Source organism: Streptomyces sp. NPDC026062, assembly GCF_055568375.1.
In genome coordinates this window covers 91142-112325 of the sequence record NZ_JBVHOQ010000020.1, presented here as the reverse complement: position 1 = coordinate 112325, position 21184 = coordinate 91142, and the positions used below count along the sequence as shown (strand labels likewise).

Here is a 21184-nt window from a genome sequence, read left to right as displayed (position 1 = left end):
CCGGACCGAGACCTCTCCGGTCACCGACGGAGTTCCCGCGCGCGAGGGGAAGCTCATCTGTCTGCCGGCCAAGGTCTGGCACCCGGTCGCACGCGTTGACCCGCGTCTCCTCCGCGGCGAAGGCCCTCGCCCACCCGGCTCAGCCCGGAGGGGCCAACTGGGCGACAAGATCGCGGAGTTCCCTCATCAGGGACGACGCCTCCGCGCGGTCGCGGGCGATGCACAGGGCGCCGAACTTCCCGTACTCGGTGACCGCGCTCATCATGTGCAGCACCACACCGGTTCTACGGACGGGGTCGTAGCCGATCGGTGAACCGGTCACCGCCGCAACGAGCTGGGACGGCCGCAGCCCCTTGTAGCGGTGGTCCATGAGCACGTCCGATGCCTCGTAGACGTACTCCGTACCGTCCACCACGAAGCGTCCGTCCTCCGTCGGTCCGGTGCCGAGCAGGCCCTCCGCCATGGTGAAGGGGTGCTTGGTGGCGGTCTCCCGGAGGTTGATTTCGCACCCCAGCAGGTGCCAGCCGGCCCCGGCCCGGGTGGCCAGGAAGTCGACTCCGAAGCTCCCCTTTCCCACACCGCGTTCGCGCAGCACCTCGCCCACGCGCAGCCCGTAGGAAACGAGTTGGCTCCGGTACTCGGTGTCGGCGGGGAAGGCGCATCCTTGGTAGCTCTGGGCGTTCCCGGCGAGTACCTGGTCGTGGGTGGAGACCGCCTGGACCGTGCCACGTTCGGTGAGGCGCCCCTGGAAGCTCGGGCTGAGCAAAGGCCGCCCGGCGATCATCTCCTCCGCGATCACCCCGCTCTCTTTCATCAAGGTCACGTACTCGTGCCAGGTGAGCTTGGGGTCCATGAGCGCCGCCCCCGGCAACGCCCGCACGACGCGCTCCGCGATGCCCTCGCCGCCCGGTGCGGCGATGTGCGGATCCAGCGTGAGCCGGGCGTTGCCGAGCCCGCCGCCGAACGCCGAGGAGTCGAGCTTGAGCACCAGCTCCCGCACCCCGTCCGCGGCGAGCCCGGCGATCGCCTCGGCGAACGCGTGGAGGTCGTAGCAGACCCCGGTGCCCCTCGGCACCGGGACACCTGCGGCGGCGAAGATCTCCCGGCTGGAGTGCTTGGTGCCCAGGGGGATGTGGGCGGCCGAGGGCTGGTTGCCGGGAATCCCCAGATCGCGTGCCAGGTTCTCCAGCGGCTCGGACGGTTCGAAGTAGCTGAGCCGCACATCGGCCCCGGCCCCCCGGTGCAGCTCAGTGAAGTCCCTCAGCTTGTCCCGTACTTCGGCGGCCCGGGGGTTCACGGGGTCGAGGACCTTGGTGCTGAGCCACCGGGTGGAGTCGTCGTCGATAGGCGTGATGGTGACGAGCCCGCGCATCCGCCGCATGCTCTCCGCACCGGTTGCCCGCACTCCGCCCCCCAGGAGTCCGAGGTAGTAGTCCACCTGTTCCGTCACGTCGATCATGCTCGGGGCAGTCACGTACAGCAGATGGCCTCCCGCGCGGCCGACCGTGCCGACGAGGGCGGGGCCCAGCAGCCGCTCGGGGAAGTACGTGGCGCCAGTGAGCCGCTCCAGCAGTTCGGGGGAGCATTCCCGGCTCTCGATGTGGATACGGGCCATGGGGCGGCGGTCTGGTTCGGTCACAGCGTCCTCGAGGTTTCGGGTGCCGGGATGGGATTACGTAAGGCAACAACATGGGTACCGGCATCAAGGTCACGGCCGCCCACGGTGGAGTGGACGCGGCGGTGCCCGACGGGCTCCAGCCCCTCGTCACGCGCCAGCGTGAGGAAGTTCTCCACCCAGGTCTTGCGCTCGACGTCGTAGTCCACCCCCGCCACGAGCGCCTCCAGCTCCAGGACGCAGAAGCGCACCCGCTGCCAGGGGCTGCCGTTCTCCGCTGTGGGGAACTCCCGGTCCCGGCGGGTCTCTTCCAGCAGGGCGGGAAGGAGCGCGGGCGTCCGGCGGCCCTCATCGAGCAGGGCCAGAAGCCGGCGCTGCTCCGCCGGGGGCAGATCCGCCACCGGCACGTGGGCGAGGGCTTCGTCGATGTAGGCAAAATGATGATCGATGACCGCTTGCACCCGATCGGCGTCCGAGGAGAAGGGAGCGATCATCTCGTCCGCCACGATGATGAGACCCCCGGGCGCGGTGTGGTCCTTCAGACCGCGCAGGAACATCCGCGTATCCATATGGTGGGATGCGCCCACGGAGACGGTCACCGGATAGTCGCATCGGCCACTGAAGTCGGTAATTCCGGTCCGGTGGGCGGTGACCGAATGGCCGGTCGTATTTCTCAGCAGATGGGGAAAGGCCGCCGGGCTCGGCTCCACCGCGTCGATGTGCGCGTCCGGAAACATTTCGGCGAGCATCACCGTCGGGAGTCCTGGTCCGCTGCCCACATCCAGCACCGCGTCCGGCAGGGAAGGGGCATGGGTGAGGATCATGTGTCCCAACTCCACCATCTGCACCGCATACCCCGGGTGGGTGGCTTCGAAGAGCGCGTACTCGTCGACGCTGATGCGCGCCTCCCATACCTCGGTGAACGTCCCGTTGCCGCCCGTGCTCCCGCTGCCCGGGACTGCGGGGCGCAGGCCGTGCGCGCGCACGAACTCCGGTACCCCGGGCACCCCGGCGCGGTTCAGCAGGTCGCAGGCGAGGGTCGCGATCAGCCAGCTCTCGTGTTCCAGGGCCGCCAGGAGGGTCTCCAGGGCGGGCCCCGGGACGGGCATGCCGGCCGTCATCAGACCGGTCAGGGCTGTCGCGGTCCGCCAGACCTCCGCGGCCTTCTCCGGCACCGGCAGCGGGAGCCCGAGGCTGGGCGGCAGCAACGCGGCCCGACGGCCCCTGACCGCGATGGACGACTCCCGCTTCTGGACCCGCAAGGAGACGCGGGGGACTCGCAGTTCCAGCCCCTCGTGCCAGGTGTCCACGATGGCGTCGGTCAGCTTGGCGTACATGTGCAGACTGTCCCGGAGAACAGGCCACGTGAGGCCGCTCGTCAAGTGGACTTCCCTTTCGGGTAAGCCGTTCTGGCACTCCTGCACAGTCTTTGCCACGACGGACACGAGGCGTGCTGGTGAATCGATGAACCATGCGGGGTGCGAGGAATCCACAACTGCCCTTCCACGGTGGCCCGGCTCCGAGCCGCAGCGGCCCGTGCCGGGGAAGCGAGATCGGAGTATCCGGCCATCGCCGTGTTCCGTCCCGAAATGCGACGCTCCAGCCTGAGCGAGTCGCCCGGTCGGAGCAAGACCGCGTTTCCCGGCCGCGCGCCCCGCGCCGCGGACCGCCCGCGGTTTCCTCTCCGGGATGTCGGGTGATGCGCCGACCCGACGTGCGGAAACGGGACCGACGACGGGCGCCGGCCCTGTCGGTTTTCCCCGGGAGCGGTTCCCCGCCCGGCCACGTAACGAGGGACGTCGTCGCGAGAATGGCCGGATGTTGCCAGGGATGGCGAGATCGATTTCCCCAAGGCCGCCCTACGAGCTCGCCACACGATCGTGGGGGGGCCGGCCCGGTCTACGTGCCACGGGCGGAATGCCGTCGATGAGGCCGAGCGTCCGGGTGATGTCGTTGACGTCGCCCGCGGTGGTGAGGACCTTGAGCGGGGTGCCGTGTCCGTCGCGGACCAGATCGTGTTCGGACGGAGATCCTGTGATGAGCTCGTGAGCGCATAGGAATTCCCTATGGCGTCTGCTGTGATTTCGTCTTTGCCTCGGATTCTCTCCCGGTCGTACCGTCAAAACCACGCGGAGACGCGTACGACATCATCGAGAGGACCAGCGGCAAATGAGCACGACGGAATTCGGATCCGCAACACGCGAGCTCATCGGAAGGCGGGCCCTGGTCACAGGCGGCTCGCGTGGAATCGGAGCGGCCATCGTGCGCCAACTCCGCGACGCGGGAGCCGAGGTGCTCACCACCGCGCGGTCGGCGACGGGCACGCTGCCGGACGGCGTCGCCTTCGTCGGAGCCGACGTGCGGACACGGGCCGGGGCCGAGACCATCGCCGCAGCCGCGCGGAAGATGCTCGGCGGAGTGGACATCCTGGTCAACAACGCGGGTGGAGCGGGGCCGTTCCCACAGACCGCGGACATCCCGGACGAGGAATGGCAGAACCAGCTGGACCTGAACTACCTGGCCTCCGTACGGCTGGACGCCCTGCTGGCACCGGGGATGCGGGAACAGGGTTCGGGAGCGATCGTGCACGTGTCGTCGGCCGCGACCCCGTTCACGCCCCCGCCGTTCCTGCACTACACGGCGGCGAAGGCCGCGCTGGAGAACTACAGCCGGGGGCTGGCCCAGGAGCTGGCACCGTCCGGCATCCGGGTCAACGTCGTCAGCCCCGGAAGGACCGAGACGCCCGGCGGTGAGGCGACGCGGGAGGAGTGGGCCCGCATGCTCCCGGGGCCGGGCGCGGACAACAGCGGTGTGCCGCTGGGGCGGATCGGCAGGCCCGACGACATCGCGGACGCCGTACTCTTTCTCGTCTCCGACCGGGCGAGCTGGGTGACCGGGAACATTCTCACGGTGGACGGCGGAGAATTCCCCAGGAGCTGACACGTACGGAATTCCGGGGCGCGGAAGGGAATGGCGCCCCTCGGATTCCCGGGAAGAACGCGGCCTCGCCGGCCCGGCATCACCATCCGCACCCGCACCCGCACCCGCTTCTACCTCCGCACGACAACGTCGGCCTTCAAGACCACAACCAGGTCTCGAAGGCCGACGTCGTACGGGCCCCGAATGGACCGACAGCGTCCGCGAGGCGGCCGGGTGCCGGAGATGTGGCACCGGTCAATCAGTCCCTGGGATCACGGAGGCGGCCGATGCCGCGGTCTCCGGGCGCCCCGGCTACTTCAGCCCGTAGGCCCAGTCGATGGTCTCGACCGTGCGGCTGCCCGCCGCATCCCACAGTTCGGCCCTGACGGACGCGTGACCGTTGGTCTTCGCGAGCTTCGGCTGCTTCGCCGTGACCCGGAAGGAGTCACCGTCCAGCCGCCGTACGTCGGCCGCCTTCCAGGTCTTTCCGCCGTCGTAGCTGAGCGACACCTTCGCGCCGGCCAGCTTCTTCGAACCGGTCCAGCCGCTGGCACGGTGGCCGTCGAGGGTGAACGTGTACTTCTCGCCCGCCTTCACCCGGTTCAGCAGGTCGGTCTTCATGCCGTAGTGCGGGAGGATGAGCGCAATCGGCTCACAGGATGTGACCATGTCGGCGAAGTCCGCGCACGCCTTCTCGTTCACGCCCTCGGGCGCGTCCGCGGGGAAGGAGTACTCGGTGCGGCTCGTCGAGTCGGCGAAGCCGTTGGCCGCCTCGTAGGTCGTGTCCAGGTCCAGCCGGTAGAGGGCCTTGTCCTTGATGATCCAGGGGCTGCTGACCGGAACCTCGACCCCGTCGCGGTAGAAGGCCAAATCCTGGGCCGAGAACCCGTCCTCGGTGTAGTGCGCCGCGTCCGAGTCGCCCGCCGCCCCGGGGTACGGTGCGATCCCGACATCGGTGCTGCAGAAGTTGCAGGAGAACCTGCTCCCCAGGGGAGCAGGGTGCAGTGCGGGAGCGAACCACTCCTCGGTCACGGACCGGCCGGGGCGGTAGCTCTCGGTCCGGCCGAACATCTCGGAGCCGAACCGGTCGGTTCCCGCTGCCTGGCGGTACACCTGACCGGCCTTCGCATAGACGTAGTCGTCCCGCTCGTGGCCACGCAGGAGGGGCTCCGGCACCCGGACGACGAGCCGGGAGGTCGCGCCGCTCCAGATCTGCTGCTGGTAGTAGCTGGCCTGCTCCTTGCCGTAACCGTGGAAGCGGTTCGTGACCTTGGTGAAGTCACCGCGCCGGGCCTTGACCGTCAGGTCGGCCGGGATGGTGTTCTCGAAGTCCCACTGGCCGCCGTAGGCGAACGTGGACTCCTTGTCGCCGTGGAGCGTTACCCGGACGGGAGACTTGCCCGCCGCCGCGAGCCGGGCGGACAGCCTGGTGCCGTCCTTGTGGTCGAGCACCGCGAGGGGAATGGTCAGGCCCGAGCCGAGCACGGCGTACACGGGACGGTCGGTGACAGGCGCCCGAAGGATCGCCGCGGCGCCCGCGGCCTCCAGGAGTTCCGCCGCCTGGACGATGACGTGGGCGTCGTCGTGGACGAGCGCGATCTTGCCCTTGACGTCCGCTGCGGCGATCTCCTCGGGACTGCCGCCGCCCACGTCCACGAGGCTCAGGGTCCGGTCGCCGTCGAAGCGCGTGAACTCCTCGTAGGTGCGGGGCGTGAGTGTGAAGCCTCCGCGCCCGGTGACCTCCGCCGTCATCAGCGGAGCCCGCTCCCGGTGGTAGAAGGAGGTCACCAGCTTGCCGGACGAGGGCTTGCCGGCCGGGATCGCCCCCAGGTGGCCGGTGGTCACGAACGCGTCGCCTTCGAGGGCGATGCCCGCGCCGCGGCCGTCGGCGGCGGTCCGCCGGAGCGTGTACGCGTATGCGGAGTTCACACGCGGACGCTTGTCACCGGGTACGTCGAGCCGGAAGTCCGTCGCCTTGGTCGCGTCCACGGCGACCTCGACGGGCTCGTCGGAAACCGTCACGTCGGGGAGGCTGAAGAGGTCGTACGCGTCGGAGAAGCCGCCGCGGAACCCCATGTCGCCGGTGCCGATCGCACCGTAGAGAGCGTAGGAGCCCTGGGGCATCCGCAGCTTCAGGCTGTCCTGACGGCCGACGGGGAAGGACTCGTAGTAGTCGTTGTCGAGGCCCATGGCGACGATCAGACCGCTGTCGGGGGCCGCGCCGTCGCGGCCCTTGAGGCCGACCGTCAGTCCGTAGCTCTCGGTCTCCTTGGTGAAGCCGAGCGCCGAGGTGGCGGTGGCTCCGCCGTCCGTCGTGGCCGTGATCTGCCCCGAGTACGTCGCGGGTGCGAGCGGGTTGGGATCGAGCGTGACGGTGACCTCCGTGCTGCCGCCCGCGGCCAGCGTGACCGCGTCCTTGTCGAAGGTCAGCGCGCCCTCGGTCAGGGTTCCGCTCGCGGTGTCCGCGGACAGCTTCACCGTGGTGGCGGTGTCGGTCGGGTTGCTCACCGTGAGGGTGCGCGTCAGCTTGTCGTACGGCCGGTTCTTCTGGAACCAGATCATGCCGAAGTCGACCGGGCTCGACAGGTCCACCTTCGCGTTGAGCGAAGCCGCCACGTCCACGCGGCCGTTGCCCTGTTCCTGAACCGTGTAGTCGGCGGACGGCGTGGTGTGGGAGGTGAGTTCCGCCTTGATCCGCTCACCCGGCCAGTCGGGGTGGCGCTGGACGAGAATGGCCGCGGCACCCGCGACATGCGGCGTGGCCATCGACGTACCGCTCGCCGAGGTGTAGTCGGCGTCGACCACGGAACCCATGGCGGTGCCGGCCGCCCTGGCCGCGACGATGTCGACCCCGGGGGCCGTGATGTCCGGCTTGATGGCGTGGTTCTCGCCGACCGGGCCGCGGCTGGAGAAGTCGGCGAGCGCGTCGGCGTGGTCGACGGCACCGACGGTCAGTGCGGAGGCGGCCGCTCCGGGGCTGCCCACGGTGGAGACACCGGGCCCGGTGTTGCCCGCGGCGACGACGAACAGCGAGTCGCTGGTGGCGCTCAGCCGGTCGAGGGCCTGGGACGTGGGGTCGTCGGCCGTGCCCTCGTCGTCGCCCAGGCTCATGCTGACGATGTCGGCACCCTGCTCGACGGCCCACTCCATACCGGCGATGACACCGGAGTTGGCGCCGGAGCCGCTGTCGCCCAGGACCTTGCCGACGAGGAGCTTCGCCCCGGGGGCGACGCCCTTGAGGCGGCCCGCGGACGCGGCGCCGCTGCCGGCGATGGTCGAGGCGACATGGGTCCCGTGACCGTGTCCGTCCTGGACGGTGGCGGTACCGACGAAGCTCTTGGAGTCCAGGACACGGTCCTTGACGTCGGCGTGGTTCAGATCGATGCCGGTGTCGAGCACGGCGATCTTGGTGCCGGTGCCGTCGAAGCCGGCCGCCCAGGCCTCGGGGGCGTGGATCTGCGGGACGCTCTTGTCGAGCGAGACCTTCGCCGGTGCGTCGTACCAGATCCTGGCGACCCCGGAACCGGCGGCCGCCGCACGGCCGTTCTCTGCCGTACGGGGCGCGGCGGCCTTCCAGAAGGAGGCCGCCTCGCTCTTGTCGACGTGCAGCGCCGCCATGTCCACGCGGTCCAGGACGAGGTCGCTCTCGCTCCCCGGAAGACGGTCGGCGCGCTTGCCCAGAGTGGTGCGGGACGGCTTGTCGTCGTAGGAGACGATGACGGGCAGGGAGTCGCCCTTGCTGTCCGCCCGGCCGTCCCTGATGAGCTGCGAGACGTTGAACAGCCTGCGGTCCAGGGTCTTGGCACCGAGGCCGGGGAGGGCCGATGCGGGATAGACGTGGAGGTCGCCGTCGGGGTCGGTGACCGTCTGGAAGTTCTTCGGGTTGCCGGGCGCGGGGGTGATGGTGGCGGACTGCCGGCCGTCGGCCGCCGTGGTGACCGAGACCCGGTCGCCGGTGACGAGGGTGACCTGGACGGGCTTGGCCGCCGCCGGCAGCGAGCCGCCCTGCGGCGCGGCGGGCTGGGCAACGGCTGCGGTGCCGGAACCGACCGCGGGTATGAGGGCTCCGGTAGCGATCACCGTGGCGATGGCGATCAGCCGTCTGCCACGTCTGCCGCGAGAGGGACTGTGCACGTACGTCTCCTTGGGTGGGGAGGGGGGAAGACCGCACGCCGAATCCGGGCACGACAGCATGGAACCAACGGGTTCCGGCCGGATGATCAACGCGCCTTCGGAGGCTATAGCCCGTCAGGTCCACCGTCGGGGGTTCTGAGGTGTCGCATATGCGCCACCTGTGAAGGGCGGCGGACAGGTCGCGGGCGGAGGGGACCGGACGGGGCACCCCTCAGCCCGGCACCTCGATCCAGCCGCGGCGCGCCGCGTGCCAGCCCAGTTGCATGCGGGTCGCCACCCCGGCCCGGTCCATGAGACTGCGGGCCCGGCGCACGACCGTGCGCCGGGCGATGCCCAGATGGCGGGCGACCGCGTCGTCGGTGAGTCCGCTGAGCAGGAGCGCCAGCAACCGCGCGTCCTCAGGGATCAGTTCGTCGTCCCGGGCCCCGGCGGCGGTGCCGGTCGGGTCCAGGGGAACGCTCTCGGCCCAGACTCGTTCGAACAGCTCGATCAGCCCGTCCAGCAGGGGTCCGTGAGTGATGACGGCGGTCGTGCCGGGCCTCAGCGCCACGTCGGCGGCGGCGGAGACGACAGCCCGTTCACGGTCGACGATCATCATCTTCATCGGGAGACGGGCCGTGACCCGCGCCTTCTCGCCGGCTTCCAGACACTGATCGATACGGGCCATCGCTCCCGGGTACTCGACAGCCTGCTGTCCGTACACGGTCCGGTAGACCACCCCTTGGGCAAGCTGGTCCAGTTGGGTGCTGTTGTCCACGGAAAGGTAGGGCGGTACGTCGAAGTGGAGCACCTCGTGCCGCGCCCGGAGCAGCAGGCTGTCCCGCGGCGACATCACCCGCCCGGAGGGCTGCGGGGCCGCGACGGAGACCGACGCGGGTGCGGGCGGGCGGGCGCCGGTCTGCCGGGCCGGGGGCGCCTGCCGCACGAAACCCTCCAGAGCCCGGTCAAGACGATCGGGGCTCAGCCCCAGCCGCGCCGCGAACCGCGGCAGCCCGCCGGGACCTTCGCGCACCGCTTCGCCGGAATGGCGCGTTTCCTCTTCCGACGGCCCGATCGGCTCCACGTCCACGCCCACCTCCGCGTTCGGCCGCGCGCGGCCCGGCCCCGGTTCCTTGCCGGATACTATTCCGAATCTTGAGAACTTATCCGGGTTCCGACCATGGCTACCGGCGGGTTCGGGCGTGATCGATTGCACGTTTGAGCAGGCCGTGGAGGGGTGGACCGGGCTCGTGCCGGTCAACTGACGCCGGTGTCCGCCCGCTTGTCGGTGAGAAACTATGTGGCCGCTCGCGGGTCACCGCTGCCGGAGTGCTCGTTCTGCGAGGACACGGTCCACCTCTCCCCGCGCAGCTGGTCGAGCAGGGCAGTCTCGCCCGGACCGGCTCCCTGCCGGAGCACCGCGATGACGGGCTGGGACACGGCCGGGAACACCGGCCGGACCAGGTGCTCGTAGCCGTGCGGCACCGTGGAGGCGGGGACGAGGGTCGCCCCCAGCCCGTGGGAGGCCCAGCGCACGGCCGTCGCGGTCTGGGACACGCGGGCGGTGGTGGCCGGGGTCAGTCCGTTGTCCCGCAACACGCCCTGCAGGACGCCGTCGAGCGCGCTGTCGCGGTCGAACCTCACCCAGGACTCCCCCTCCATCTCGCGCAGGTCCACCCGGTCGGCAGCGAGCCGCCGGTCCCCGGCACCGAGCACCACGACGAACTCCTCGTCGCCGAGGCGGTGGGCGTCGGCGGGGCTCCGCTCGCAGGCCGCCATCAGGGCGAGGTCCAGCACGCCGCGGCGGCACAGCCGCTCCAGCTCCGCAGAGCTCCGCTCCTCGAAGACGGTCACCTCCAGGCGCGGGTACCGGCGCCTCAGCGCGGCCAGCGCGCCCGGCAACTGCCTTGTTCCGAAGCCAAGTTGTGCCGCGATCACCAGCTCACCCACCAATTCGCCGGCACCGGCCCGCGCGGTCGCTCTCGCCTTCCGCGCCGCGCTCACCGCGACCTCCGCCTCCCGCAGGAACGCGCGGCCGACGGCCGTGGCGACGAGTCCGGCCGGCGTCCGGGCGAACAGCTCCACACCGAGCTCGCGCTCCAGACCCCGGATCTGCTGGGACACCGAGGGCTGAGCCACGCGCAGCCGCTGCGCCGCCGCGGTCACCGAACCCTCCTCGGCGACCGCCAGGGCGTACTCGAACTGACGAAGGCTCATCTGTTCCCGTCCTCTCCCCAGATGCGCCGCGGTGCGCGACGCGGCCGTCGTCGTGCCGACAGCCGGAACCGCTGGCAGTTACATCGTGGAAGATGCCCCGTCTATTCCGGCGGGGGTGCGCCACGGGCTCCCGCCGGCTCTCGCTCCGCAGCCGGTCGGCCTTGGTCGTGACGCCTCCCGTCAGGAGCTTCCTCGGGTTGCGCAACGGCTCAACCGAGGGACGCCGCCGACAGCTTGGAGACCGCTCGGTGCCCCGTGGCCAAGGAGGCGGCAGTGGAGGCCGACCCGGCTGATCCCCGCCCGCTCGGGGATCTCCCGCAACGAGGAGCCGGGAAACCCGTTGTGCGCAGATCGGGAACCCCGGTCCTTGATAGCGTCGCCCCAGCGACTGCGGAACACTCCCCGCCGGGGTCGTCGCTCTGCCGGGGCGGCGCTGCCACCACGGGACGGCGGGTGCGGGTGGCAGGGGACCTTCACGGCAGGGACGAAGAGAGCCGACGCATGAGCCTCGCGCAGTTGCACTACACCTCCGCAACCGGCGGGGACGGCCCCGGAACCGGTGAGGCCGAGCCGATACGGGCCCGGTTCACCTCGGTCGACGCCGCGATACCCGCGTCCGTGCTCACCGAGGCGGGCCCGCTGCTCGCGTACGAGATACCCGCCGGCACCGCGCCCCGGCTCGCGGACCCCGAACTGCGTGCCCTGCCCGAGGCGTTCAGCTTCAGCGTGCTCTCCGACGGCGGTCATCTGCTGGCCCGGACCGTGGCGGTACAGCCCGCACCGGACTCCCCCGTCGGCTTCCACGCACACGCGGTCCATCTCCCGCCCGGCACCCGGCTGCCGGGCGGGGCGCTCCCGATCGCCGCCTGCCGCTCCGCCCGCTGGGCCGCCACGACGCCCGGCCGTACGCTGCCCGGTCCGCTCGCCGCCCTGCCCGCCACCGGCCACGCCCGGGACCGTGAGGGGCTCAACGACTTCGCCGTCTCCCGGGGCCCCTGGCTCGCCGGGGTCCTGGCCGATCTGCGCCGGCTGCACGGGCAGGACGGCGCCGGCCGGGTCGTGCTCGTCGAACGGCAGAGCGCGGACGTGGCCCGGTGGATCGCCCTGGCCAGTGTCGCGCTGCCCGACGGACTCGCCGAACGGCTGACGTTCACCACGTACACCCGTCACCCGCACCTTGCCCCGCAGCAGATCGTCGGGGTGCTGCCGCAGGACGCGCACGACCTGACCGGCCCCGGCTTCCATGTGCACACCTGCACCGGTCCGCGTCCGGACGGTTCCGTGGCCGATGCCTGGGCCGAGACGGCTGCCCGCATCTGGCGCAGCCGCGCGCCGGAGCTGTTCAGGGAGGCCGCGGAGCTGCCCGGGGAACCGTTCGCCGCCGGGCCGGTCGCCGTGACCGCTCTGTGCGCGGGCATCGCACTGGGGACGACCGGGCGGGCCGCCGCCGCCGGCTGGGCCGCGGAGCGGCCCTACGCGCTGGACGCGCGGCGGACCCGGCAGCTGGTCGACGCGCTGACAGCGCCCGGAGTCGACGACCGCACCGGCCCCGAGTTCGACGCCGCGGGACGGCTCTTCGCCGCGCTCGACGGCCGCTCCCCCGTGACGACCACGGCCCCGCTGGCCGCGATGCTGGTCACGGAAGCGGTCCGGGGCGGCAACGGCTCCGTGGAACTGCCCGGCCGCACCGCCTTCAGCGGTCCCGAGGGCGCGGCCGTCGCCTCGGTGCTCGGTCCGGAGATCCTGACCGAGCTGAGCGGTGCGGGCGTCGGTCTCGATGTGGCCAGGACGGTGCAGCTGCTGCGGGTGGCCCGGCTGCTCGGTGTGGACTGCGAGGACCTGCTGCCCTCGGTCGTCCGCCGGCTGGCGCCCGCGCTGCTTGAGGCCGGGGACGGCGAGCCGGGCTGGGCGCCCGCGCTGCTTGAGCTGATGGACGAGCAGTTCGACGTCCGTACGGCGCTGCTCGGTGCGCTGGACCGGATCGCGCCGCAGGATCCGTCGGGGGTCGAGCGGCTGCTGGGGCGGGTGCCGCTCCCGTTCACCGGCACCCAGCTGCTGCCGCATCTGCGGATGTGCGCCGAGGCGCCGGGGGCCAAGGCGGGCGGCGGCACGGACCGGGTGGGCGCGCTGCACCGGGTACTGCGCGCCGCCGGGATGTCGCCGTTCGCCGAGCCGCTGGTGCTGCGGACGGCCGTGGGGCTGGTGTGGGAGGAGGTCACGATGACGGCGGGCGAGGCCCGGCTGCTGCTGGAGGCCGCCACGTCGGACGCCCACCGGACGGCCGGCACCTGGTCGTACCTGGTGGCCGCGGCACTCGGCGCCCCCGCCACGGACGAGGAGGCACCGAAGCTCGCCCACGATCTGCTGCGCGGCTTCCCGCAGGAGATCACGGGCCGCGAACGCGGGGCGCTGCTGCTCCTGGAGTTCGCCCGGGAGATCCGGACGGACGCGGCGGCGCCGGAGTGGGCGGAGCGGGTCCGCGCGCTGCGTGGGGACGCCGAGCCGGTGGAGCCGGAGGTGCTGGGTCGTGCGCTGGGCGCGCTCGCCGAGCGGCTGCTCGCGCCGGAGCGGCCGGAGGCCGAGCTGTACGCCCTTGTGCACAGCGGCGACGCCGATCTCGTCGCCGCGTACGACCGGGCCGCGCGCGAGGCCGGTGTCCGTTCCCGCCTGGAGGCCGAACCGGGGTACGCGGCGGACTGCTTCGCTGTCTGGACCGCCCATCCGCATGCCGGGGCCGAGTGGAGCCGGACCGCGGACGCCCTGCTGGAGGAGGTGCTGCGCCCCGCCGTGCGCACGCTCTCCGCCGACGGGGTCGCGGCGGTGGAGGAGGCGGTGGGGCGCTCGGGGAGCAGTAACCGGGCGGAGGCGTTCCACGAGTGGAACCGCCGGGGCCGGGGCACCCTGGGCCGGATCGGCCGGAGGATCGCGGGCCGGGTGCGGCGGGGGTGAAAGAGCGGGTCGTCGGGGGCGTCGTGCGACGGGTACCGTTGAGGCACAACGATCTCATGGGCTCCTGGCGGGCTGCGTGAACCCCAGGAGGAACAACGGATGACGACGAACCGTGGGCGCAAGGACGTGATCCGCGACCGGATGGCCGCGACCGGTGAGTCGTACAACGTGGCCGCCCGCAATCTCAAGGCGATGAAGGACATGGGCGCCACGCGGGACGCCGTCCTCACGCAGCGCTGGCGCCCGGCCGACTCCCTCGACGTGCCGTGTCCCTGCGGAGGCACGTGCGAGCCGGGCGAGCGGTGCGAGCGGTGTCACGCGCTCCACCGGCACGTGGCGCGCTACCCGGGCAGTACCACCGAGGTGGAGACGTGGGTCGACCGCTACGAGTGCATGGGCTGCCCCGCCTCGTACACACTGACCGTCGAGCTGCCCGGCCGGCCCTGGGGCGTCGCGGAGACCGTGATCCAGGGCGGCGCGGCCGAGCCCGTCGTGCGGGCCCGGGTCTTTCCCGGCGTCGCACACCCGCTGCTGCGGCAGGAGACGCCGGAGGAGGGCTGACGCGGCGCGCCGGCCCTCGCACCGGCGGGACGGATCAGGCGTCCGGCGTCAGCCGCAGCGAGATCGAGTTGATGCAGTACCGCTGGTCCGTCGGGGTGGGGTAGCCCTCGCCCTCGAAGACATGGCCCAGGTGCGAGCCGCAGCGGGCGCAGCGGACCTCGGTGCGGACCATGCCGTGGCTGCGGTCCTGGATCAGTTCGACCGCGTCGGTGTCCTTCGGGTCGTAGAAGGACGGCCAGCCGCAGTGCGACTCGAACTTCGTGTCGGAGCGGAACAGCTCCGCGTCACAGGCGCGGCAGGAGTAGACGCCCGTGGTCCTGGTGTCGGTGTACTCGCCGACGAAGGCCGGCTCGGTGCCCGCCTTGCGCAGGACCGCGTACTCGGCGGGGGTGAGTTCCTCCCGCCACTGCTCGTCGGGCTTCTCGATGTCGTACGGCACGGTGGCTCCCTCAGCTCGACAGGTGGTCCAGGATCTGCGGGCCGAGGTCAGTGACGTCGCCCGCCCCCATGGTGAGAACGAGGTCGCCGGGCTTCGCCATTCCCGCGATGACCTCGGGGACCGTCGCCTTGTCGTGGACGGCGGTGACGTCGGCGCCCGCGGCCCGCGCGGCGTCGATGATCAGGGTGCTGGTGATGCCGGGGACCGGGTCCTCGCGGGCCGGGTAGATGTCCAGGACCACGGAGGCGTCGGCCAGCGCGAGGGCCTGTCCCATCTCGGTGCCCAGCTCCTGGGTGCGGGAGAAGAGGTGGGGCTGGAAGACGACCAGGATCCGGGCGTCGGTGGCGGCGCCACGCATCGCTTCGAGGTCGGCCGTCATCTCGGTGGGGTGGTGGGCGTAGCTGTCGATCACCTGGACACCGGCCGCCTCGCCCTTGAGCTGGAGACGCCGCTTGACCCCGGTGTACTTGCCGAGGGCCGAGGCCAGGTTGTGGGCGGGGATGCCCAGCGCGACGCCCGCGGCGAGGGCGGCCACCGCGTTCAGCGCGTAGTGACGGCCGGGTACGGAGACGGTGAAGGTGAGGTACTTCCCGTTCAGGACGACCGTGACCTCGCTGGTCAGACCACGCGGGGTGATCTTGTGGACGCGTACGTCCGAGGTCTCGGACTCGCCGTAGGTGACGACCCTCGGCGCGGACCGTTCGCGCACCCGGCGGGTCAGCTCGACGGCGCCGGACTGGTCGGCGGAGATCACCAGGGTGCCGTCGGGGACGATCTTGCCCGCGAAGGTCTCGAAGGACTCGTAGATCTCGTCCATCGAGGCGTAGTTCGCGTGGTGGTCCAGTTCGACGTTGAGGACGATCGCGACCTCGGGGTCGTACTTCTGGAAGCTCCGGTCGCTCTCGTCGGCCTCGGCGACGAAGATCGCACCCTCGCCGTGCGTGGCGTTGGTGCCGGGTCCTGCCAGGTCGCCGCCGATGGCGTACGAGGGGTCGAGACCCAGCTCGGTGAGGGCGACGGCGAGCATCGACGTGGTGGTGGTCTTGCCGTGGGTGCCCGCGACGGCGATGGACCGCAGCCCACGCATCAGCGAGGCGAGGGCGTCGGAGCGGTGCACGACGGGGATCGCGAGCTCCCCGGCGCGCACCAGCTCCGGGTTGTCGTCGCGGATGGCGCTGGAGACGACCACGCAGGTGGCGTCGTCGGCCAGGTGACCGGCGGCGTGCCCGATGTGGACGGTCGCCCCCAGCGCGCGCAGCGCCTGGGCCGTGGCGGACTCCTTGGAGTCGCTGCCCGCCACCTTCGCACCCCGCCGGGTGAGGATCTTCGCGATGCCCGACATTCCGGCGCCGCCGATGCCGATGAAGTGCGGCCGTTCCATCGCGGCAGGAATACCGGGTGCCATGCGCGTGTCTCCCAGGGTGGTGCGGGTAAGGGCTCCCAGCCTATTCGCTGTGCGCGAAGAGCTTGAGCACCGGTACGCCGACCTTGTGACGGGCCCGGGACGCCCAGTCGCGGTGGAAGAACTCCTCCACGTAGTGCGGCGCGGTCAGAACGATGACCTCGTCGGCCTCCGCCTCGTCGACCACGGACTGGAGCTTGTCCAGGGGGTGGTCCTCGATCACCTGCCCGACGGCTTCCGAGCCCGCCTGGCGCAGGGCCTCCAGGGACACCTCCAGCGCGAGTTCGGCGGACTGTCTGGCGTTCTTGCCCTCCGGCTCCTCGCTCTCCCGGGCCGCTTCCTTCAGTTCGCCCATCGCCAGGTCGTCGATGGCCCGCAACAGCACATCCGCCTGGTCGCCACGCGGCTGCATGAGTACGACGAAGGAGATCTGCTCCTCCCCGTGCAGGGTGGTGACGAACTCGACGTCCTCGGAAGTGAGGGGCTTCTCGATCATCAAAACGCTGGTGAACACCACAGGGCCCTTCTGCTTCAGTGACCGTCATCGATCACTGCTGAAACCATCCTTCCCCGTGCCCGCACGGGGTCTGCGAGATCCATTCTGCCCACCGGACGCTAACCGGAACGGATTATTCCGCTCATTGCCGGATCCGACGGTACCGAGAGAACAGGAACCCGGCCTCCTCCAGCAGCGAAGCCAGGGCGAATCGTTCCGGCACGGCCACCGGCGGGCCGCCCGCGATCCGCTGGGCGTCACCGGCCGCGAGCATCGGCGCCAGGGTCAGGCACATCTCGTCCAGCACGCCCGCCGCGACGAACTGGCCGAGCAGCCGGGGCCCGCCCTCGGTGAGCAGCCGCCGGTGTCCGCGACCGGCCAGTTCCCGCACGGCGCGGGCGGGATCCACCCGGGATCCCTCCCCCGCGATCACCACATCGGCGCCCGCCTTCCGGGCCGTCTCGATCCGGTCGGGCGGGGCCCCCGCACCGGTGAGCACGAGCGTCGGGACCAGCGGCGAGACGAAGAGCGGCAGCGAGAAGTCCAGGTCCAGGCTGCCGCTCACCACGGCGACGGCCGGCGCGGCCCCCTGACCGGCCGCCGCCCGTCGTGCGGAGAACGCCTCCCGGGCACGGGCGGGCCGGTAGCCCTCCAGCCGTACCGTCTCCGCACCGGCGATCACCACGTCGGCCAGGCCCCGCAGGGTGCCGAAGATCCGCATGTCGCTCTCGCAGGAGATCGGCTGCGAGCGGCCGTCGTGCTGGGCGGCACCGTCGAGCGTCGACACCATGTTGGCGCGCAGCCAGGGGCCGTCCGTCTCGGGGTAGGCGTAGGCGTCGGCGAGGGCGTCCAGGCTCCACTCGCCCCGGTCGTCGGCGGCTGTCAGGTCGGTCACAGGGAACAGGCGTCGCATGTCCGGCAGTCTGGCACGCCCTAAGCTGGGGCGTTGTGTCGTCCTCCACCGCCGTGCCGGGGTCCAGCCCCATAGCAGAAACGGCCCCGCTGTCCCTGTGCGCCCTTGAGCCGCACGTCCCCGCCGACCGTCTGGTCGCCGAGATGGTGCCGCCGCCGCGCTTCGACTCGGTGCGTTTCGATACGTACGTCCCCGACCTGGGGCAGCCGAGCCAGACCGAGGCCGTCAGGGTCCTCTCCGACTTCGCGTCCGGGCTCGGCGGCGCGCACGCGACCGGCTCGGGCAGGCGCAAGTGGTTCGGGAAGAAGGCCGTGGCGCCCAGCGGCCCGCGCGGGATCTACCTCGACGGCGGCTACGGTGTCGGCAAGACCCATCTGCTCGCCTCCCTCTGGCACGCGACGCCCGCCGCGCCCTCGCTGAAGGCGTTCGGCACGTTCGTGGAGCTGACCAACCTCGTGGGCGCGCTGGGCTTCCAGCAGACCGTGCGGACGCTGAGCGGGCACCGGCTGCTGTGCATCGACGAGTTCGAGCTCGACGACCCGGGCGACACCGTCCTGGTCTCCTCGCTGCTGAGCCGGCTGGTCGAGGCGGGGGTGGCGCTCGCCGCGACCTCCAACACGCTGCCGGGCAAGCTCGGCGAGGGCCGGTTCGCCTCGGCCGACTTCCTGCGGGAGATCCAGGGGCTGTCCTCCCACTTCCGGCCGCTGCGCATCGACGGCGAGGACTACCGCCACCGCGGGCTGCCCGACGCCCCGCCGCCGTACTCCGAGGAGCAGGTCACCAGGGCCGCGTACGCGACCGAGGGCGCCAGCCTGGACGACTTCCCCGCGCTGCTCGACCATCTGGCCCGCGTCCATCCGAGCAGGTACGGCGCCCTGACCGACGGCATCCGGGCGGTCTGCCTCACGGAGGTGCAGCCGGTGCCGGACCAGTCGACCGCGCTGCGGCTCGTGGTGCTCGCCGACCGGCTGTACGACCGGGAGGTTCCGGTACTCGCCTCCGGGATGCCGTTCGACCGGCTGTTCAGCGAGGAGATGCTGAACGGCGGGTACCGGAAGAAGTACTTCCGGGCAATCTCCCGGCTGACTGCGCTGGCGCGTGACGCAAAGGGGCTGGTGGCGCAGTAGGTTCGGGGGCGTAACAGCGGCCGGGCACGACGGAGTGCCCCGCCGCCCCCGTACAACCGCGCATTCCGTTTGAAGGGAACCAGCATGGCTACCACGCGTCAGGCGCACACGGTCTGGGAAGGCAACCTGCTCGAGGGCAAGGGTGTCGTCACCCTCGACTCCTCCGGGATCGGGGAGTACCCGGTCTCCTGGCCGTCCCGCGCGGAGAAGGCGAACGGCAGGACCAGCCCGGAGGAGCTGATCGCCGCAGCGCACTCCAGCTGCTTCTCGATGGCGCTCTCCAACGGTCTCGCCACGGCCGGCACCCCGCCGACCCGGCTGAACACCCAGGCCGAGGTCACCTTCCAGCCCGGCACCGGCATCACCGGCATCCACCTCACCGTCGAGGGCGAGGTGCCGGGTCTCGACGAGGCGGGCTTCGTCAAGGCGGCCGAGGACGCGAAGGCGAACTGCCCCGTCAGCCAGGCGCTGACGGGCACGACGATCACGCTGAGCGCCTCGCTCGCCTGACCGTTCCCGCTCCACCACCGTCCCCGGGCCGGCATCTGCCGCCCGGGGACAGTGCTGTGCGGCCCGTCCCGCACCTGCCGGCCGCCCGGAGACAGCGCTGTGCTGCGCCTCCCGGCACGCGCCTGCCGCCCGGGGACTGCCCTGCGCTGCCCGGGGACTGCGCCGCGCTGCCCGGGACTGTGCTGTGCGGCCGGCCACGGGAGAGGCCGTGTTCACCTTCCGGCCATCTTGAATCCTCCTGCAATACACCCACTATTCTCATCGCTTCCTCATCCGCCGTTGGTTGCGTGATCCGCGCCGGCCGGTCCGGCACGGACGACGAAGGAGGCGCGCGGTGTCGCAACCCGACATGGCTCCGTTCCGGGAGCCCGCCCAGGGGCGTCCCGAGGACGATGAGGACCCCCCACCGCTGCATGTCGCGAGCAGACTGCACGCGTTCAACAGATATGAGCTCAAGTACCTGGTCCCGGTGGACCTGGCCGCAGAACTCCGCGACGAACTCGCGGAGCGGATGGACCGTGACCTGAACAGTCCGGCCGGCGGCTACGGCGTGTGGAGTCTCTACTACGACTCGCCCGAACTCCGGTTCTACTGGGAGAAGATCGAGGGCCTGAAGTTCCGCCGCAAGCTGCGCATCAGGCACTACGGCGATCCGGACGGTGTCACCGACGCATCCCCGGTGTGCGTCGAGATCAAGCAGCGCGTCAACCGGGTCACCCAGAAACGCCGCATCACCCTCCCGTACGGCACGGCGCGTCAACTCTGCGACGGACGGGAGCTGGTGGAGCACACGCCGAAGGAGCGCGCCTTCATCCACGAGGTGCTCGACCTGGTGGTACGGCTGAATCTGAGGCCGACCGCGATCACCGGCTACCAGCGCGAGGCGCTGGTCGGGCGCGGTTCGGACACCGGTCTGCGTGTGACCTTCGACCGGCGTGTCCGGGGCCGCGACCGCGATTTCCATCTCGGGCAGACCGACCCGGAGAACCGGTTCACCATCCCGCCGCACATGTCGGTGATGGAGATCAAGGTCAACGAGCGCACCCCGCACTGGATCACCGACCTGGCCGCCCGCCGCAATCTCAGCCTGGTGCGGGTCTCCAAGTACGTCCAGTCGATCGAGGCGTTCGGGCTGGCACCCCGTTCCGTCTTCCACCTGGACGAGGCGGACCTCTCCCCGTCCGTCAACCCCCTCGACACGCAGCTGCCGGCGCATCAGCCGCCGGTGAAAGCAGGAGCACAGTGAATTTCGATCTGCAGGAACTCAGCGGGACGTTCAGCGTCACCGACGTCGTCGCGGCGATGGTGCTGTCCTTCGTCCTGAGCACGGTGATCGGATACGTCTACCGGTACACGCACCGGAACGTGTCGTACAGCCAGTCCTACGTCCAGACCCTTGTCATCGTCGGCATGATCGTCGCCCTGATCATGCTCGTCGTCGGGTCCAACCTCGCGCGGGCGTTCTCCCTGGTCGGCGCGTTGTCCGTGGTCAGGTTCCGTAACGCGGTCAAGGAGACCAGGGACGTCGGCTTCATCTTCCTGGCCATGGCGATCGGCATGGCCTGCGGCGCCCGCTTCTACACACTGGCCGCGGTCGGCGCCGTCGTCATCTGCGCCGTGGTCGTCATGATGCACAAGTTCGACTGGTTCGCGCTGAACGTCCAGCGCCAGGTCGTCAAGGTCCAGGTCCCGGCGGGCGAGGACTACACCCCGGGCATACGTGACGTGCTGATCAAGTACACCACCGAGTTCGAGCTGGTGAGCACCGAGACGATCCGCGGCGGGGCGTTGAACGAGGTGTTCTACACGGTCCGTATGAAGAAGGGCACCGAGCCCGGGGACCTGGTCACCGCGCTTCAGGAACGCACCTCGGGCCAGCGGGTGACGGTGCTGACCGGTTACGACACCACCGACCTGTGAGGC

Annotated in this window: 16 protein-coding genes; 7 read left to right on the top strand and 9 right to left on the bottom strand. The window is 71.1% G+C overall.

The annotated features are described in order from the left end of the window. Positions 1-139 precede the first annotated feature (139 nt). The gene (locus ACZ4LX_RS19945) at positions 140-1639 is read right to left on the bottom strand and encodes a peptide ligase PGM1-related protein (protein ID WP_467646440.1); all 1500 of its coding nucleotides are present in this window, start codon (positions 1637-1639) and stop codon (positions 140-142) included. Next, entirely contained in the window at positions 1636-2952 is a 1317-nt protein-coding gene (locus tag ACZ4LX_RS19940; protein ID WP_467646437.1) for a class I SAM-dependent methyltransferase, read from the bottom strand. Before ACZ4LX_RS19940 ends, ACZ4LX_RS19945 begins: the two co-directional genes overlap by 4 nt. Positions 2953-3784: 832 nt before the next feature. Between ACZ4LX_RS19940 and ACZ4LX_RS19935 the strand changes: the two genes are divergently transcribed. After that, on the top strand, positions 3785-4555 hold the full coding sequence (locus ACZ4LX_RS19935) for an SDR family oxidoreductase (RefSeq protein ID WP_467646434.1): 771 nt from the start codon (positions 3785-3787) through the stop codon (positions 4553-4555). 291 nt (positions 4556-4846) lie between these two features. On the opposite strand, the gene ACZ4LX_RS19930 is transcribed toward ACZ4LX_RS19935, so the two are convergent. The 3 genes from ACZ4LX_RS19930 to ACZ4LX_RS19920 form a co-directional block, all read right to left on the bottom strand. Next, the gene (locus ACZ4LX_RS19930) at positions 4847-8668 is read right to left on the bottom strand and encodes a S8 family serine peptidase (RefSeq protein WP_467646432.1); all 3822 of its coding nucleotides are present in this window, start codon (positions 8666-8668) and stop codon (positions 4847-4849) included. Between the two features lie 211 nt (positions 8669-8879). Further along, complete coding sequence (locus ACZ4LX_RS19925; RefSeq protein ID WP_467646429.1) at positions 8880-9737, bottom strand: helix-turn-helix transcriptional regulator; 858 nt, start codon at positions 9735-9737, stop codon at positions 8880-8882. 206 nt (positions 9738-9943) lie between these two features. Then, positions 9944-10864: a LysR family transcriptional regulator gene (locus ACZ4LX_RS19920; protein ID WP_467646426.1), complete on the bottom strand. Its 921-nt coding sequence runs from the start codon at positions 10862-10864 to the stop codon at positions 9944-9946. 501 nt (positions 10865-11365) lie between these two features. On the opposite strand from ACZ4LX_RS19920, the gene ACZ4LX_RS19915 reads away from it, so the two are divergent. Further along, positions 11366-13813, top strand: a complete 2448-nt coding sequence (locus tag ACZ4LX_RS19915) for a GTPase-associated protein 1-related protein (protein WP_467646422.1) — start codon at positions 11366-11368, stop codon at positions 13811-13813. Between the two features lie 99 nt (positions 13814-13912). Next, positions 13913-14374 carry a hypothetical protein gene (locus ACZ4LX_RS19910; protein WP_467646419.1) on the top strand — a complete coding sequence of 154 codons (462 nt, stop codon included), beginning with the start codon at positions 13913-13915 and terminating at the stop codon, positions 14372-14374. A 34-nt stretch (positions 14375-14408) separates the two neighbouring features. Here ACZ4LX_RS19910 and msrB read toward each other — a convergent pair whose 3' ends face one another. From msrB to ACZ4LX_RS19890, 4 genes are all read right to left on the bottom strand, one after another. Beyond that, positions 14409-14813, bottom strand: a complete 405-nt coding sequence (gene msrB, locus ACZ4LX_RS19905; protein ID WP_467646416.1) for a peptide-methionine (R)-S-oxide reductase MsrB — start codon at positions 14811-14813, stop codon at positions 14409-14411. Between the two features lie 10 nt (positions 14814-14823). Next, the gene (murC, locus tag ACZ4LX_RS19900) at positions 14824-16218 is read right to left on the bottom strand and encodes a UDP-N-acetylmuramate--L-alanine ligase (RefSeq protein ID WP_467646412.1); all 1395 of its coding nucleotides are present in this window, start codon (positions 16216-16218) and stop codon (positions 14824-14826) included. Positions 16219-16258: 40 nt separating this feature from the next. Beyond that, positions 16259-16711 carry an indole-3-glycerol phosphate synthase gene (locus tag ACZ4LX_RS19895; protein WP_467646407.1) on the bottom strand — a complete coding sequence of 151 codons (453 nt, stop codon included), beginning with the start codon at positions 16709-16711 and terminating at the stop codon, positions 16259-16261. A gap of 142 nt (positions 16712-16853) precedes the next feature. Continuing rightward, the gene (locus ACZ4LX_RS19890) at positions 16854-17624 is read right to left on the bottom strand and encodes a pyrimidine reductase family protein (protein WP_467646403.1); all 771 of its coding nucleotides are present in this window, start codon (positions 17622-17624) and stop codon (positions 16854-16856) included. Between the two features lie 35 nt (positions 17625-17659). Here ACZ4LX_RS19890 and zapE point away from each other — a divergent pair, with 35 nt between their 5' ends. From zapE to ACZ4LX_RS19870, 4 genes are all read left to right on the top strand, one after another. Beyond that, complete coding sequence (gene zapE / locus ACZ4LX_RS19885; protein ID WP_467646400.1) at positions 17660-18751, top strand: cell division protein ZapE; 1092 nt, start codon at positions 17660-17662, stop codon at positions 18749-18751. Positions 18752-18835: 84 nt separating this feature from the next. Continuing rightward, positions 18836-19261 carry an OsmC family protein gene (locus ACZ4LX_RS19880; protein WP_467646398.1) on the top strand — a complete coding sequence of 142 codons (426 nt, stop codon included), beginning with the start codon at positions 18836-18838 and terminating at the stop codon, positions 19259-19261. A gap of 349 nt (positions 19262-19610) precedes the next feature. Beyond that, on the top strand, positions 19611-20507 hold the full coding sequence (locus ACZ4LX_RS19875; RefSeq protein ID WP_467646562.1) for a VTC domain-containing protein: 897 nt from the start codon (positions 19611-19613) through the stop codon (positions 20505-20507). Then, entirely contained in the window at positions 20504-21181 is a 678-nt protein-coding gene (locus tag ACZ4LX_RS19870; protein ID WP_467646396.1) for a DUF4956 domain-containing protein, read from the top strand. Before ACZ4LX_RS19875 ends, ACZ4LX_RS19870 begins: the two co-directional genes overlap by 4 nt. The last annotated feature ends 3 nt before the right edge of the window (positions 21182-21184 follow it).

Bases quoted from the DNA above. Each gene is read 5' to 3' on its own strand.
- murC (WP_467646412.1), bottom strand. From the start codon at position 16,218: ATGGCACCCGGTATTCCTGCCGCGATGGAACGGCCGCACTTCATCGGC.
- ACZ4LX_RS19940 (WP_467646437.1), bottom strand. From the start codon at position 2,952: ATGTACGCCAAGCTGACCGACGCCATCGTGGACACCTGGCACGAGGGG.
- ACZ4LX_RS19915 (WP_467646422.1), top strand. From the start codon at position 11,366: ATGAGCCTCGCGCAGTTGCACTACACCTCCGCAACCGGCGGGGACGGC.
- ACZ4LX_RS19880 (WP_467646398.1), top strand. From the start codon at position 18,836: ATGGCTACCACGCGTCAGGCGCACACGGTCTGGGAAGGCAACCTGCTC.
- ACZ4LX_RS19875 (WP_467646562.1), top strand. From the start codon at position 19,611: ATGGCTCCGTTCCGGGAGCCCGCCCAGGGGCGTCCCGAGGACGATGAG.
- ACZ4LX_RS19895 (WP_467646407.1), bottom strand. From the start codon at position 16,711: ATGATCGAGAAGCCCCTCACTTCCGAGGACGTCGAGTTCGTCACCACC.
- ACZ4LX_RS19910 (WP_467646419.1), top strand. From the start codon at position 13,913: ATGACGACGAACCGTGGGCGCAAGGACGTGATCCGCGACCGGATGGCC.
- ACZ4LX_RS19935 (WP_467646434.1), top strand. From the start codon at position 3,785: ATGAGCACGACGGAATTCGGATCCGCAACACGCGAGCTCATCGGAAGG.
- ACZ4LX_RS19890 (WP_467646403.1), bottom strand. From the start codon at position 17,624: ATGCGACGCCTGTTCCCTGTGACCGACCTGACAGCCGCCGACGACCGG.
- ACZ4LX_RS19920 (WP_467646426.1), bottom strand. From the start codon at position 10,864: ATGAGCCTTCGTCAGTTCGAGTACGCCCTGGCGGTCGCCGAGGAGGGT.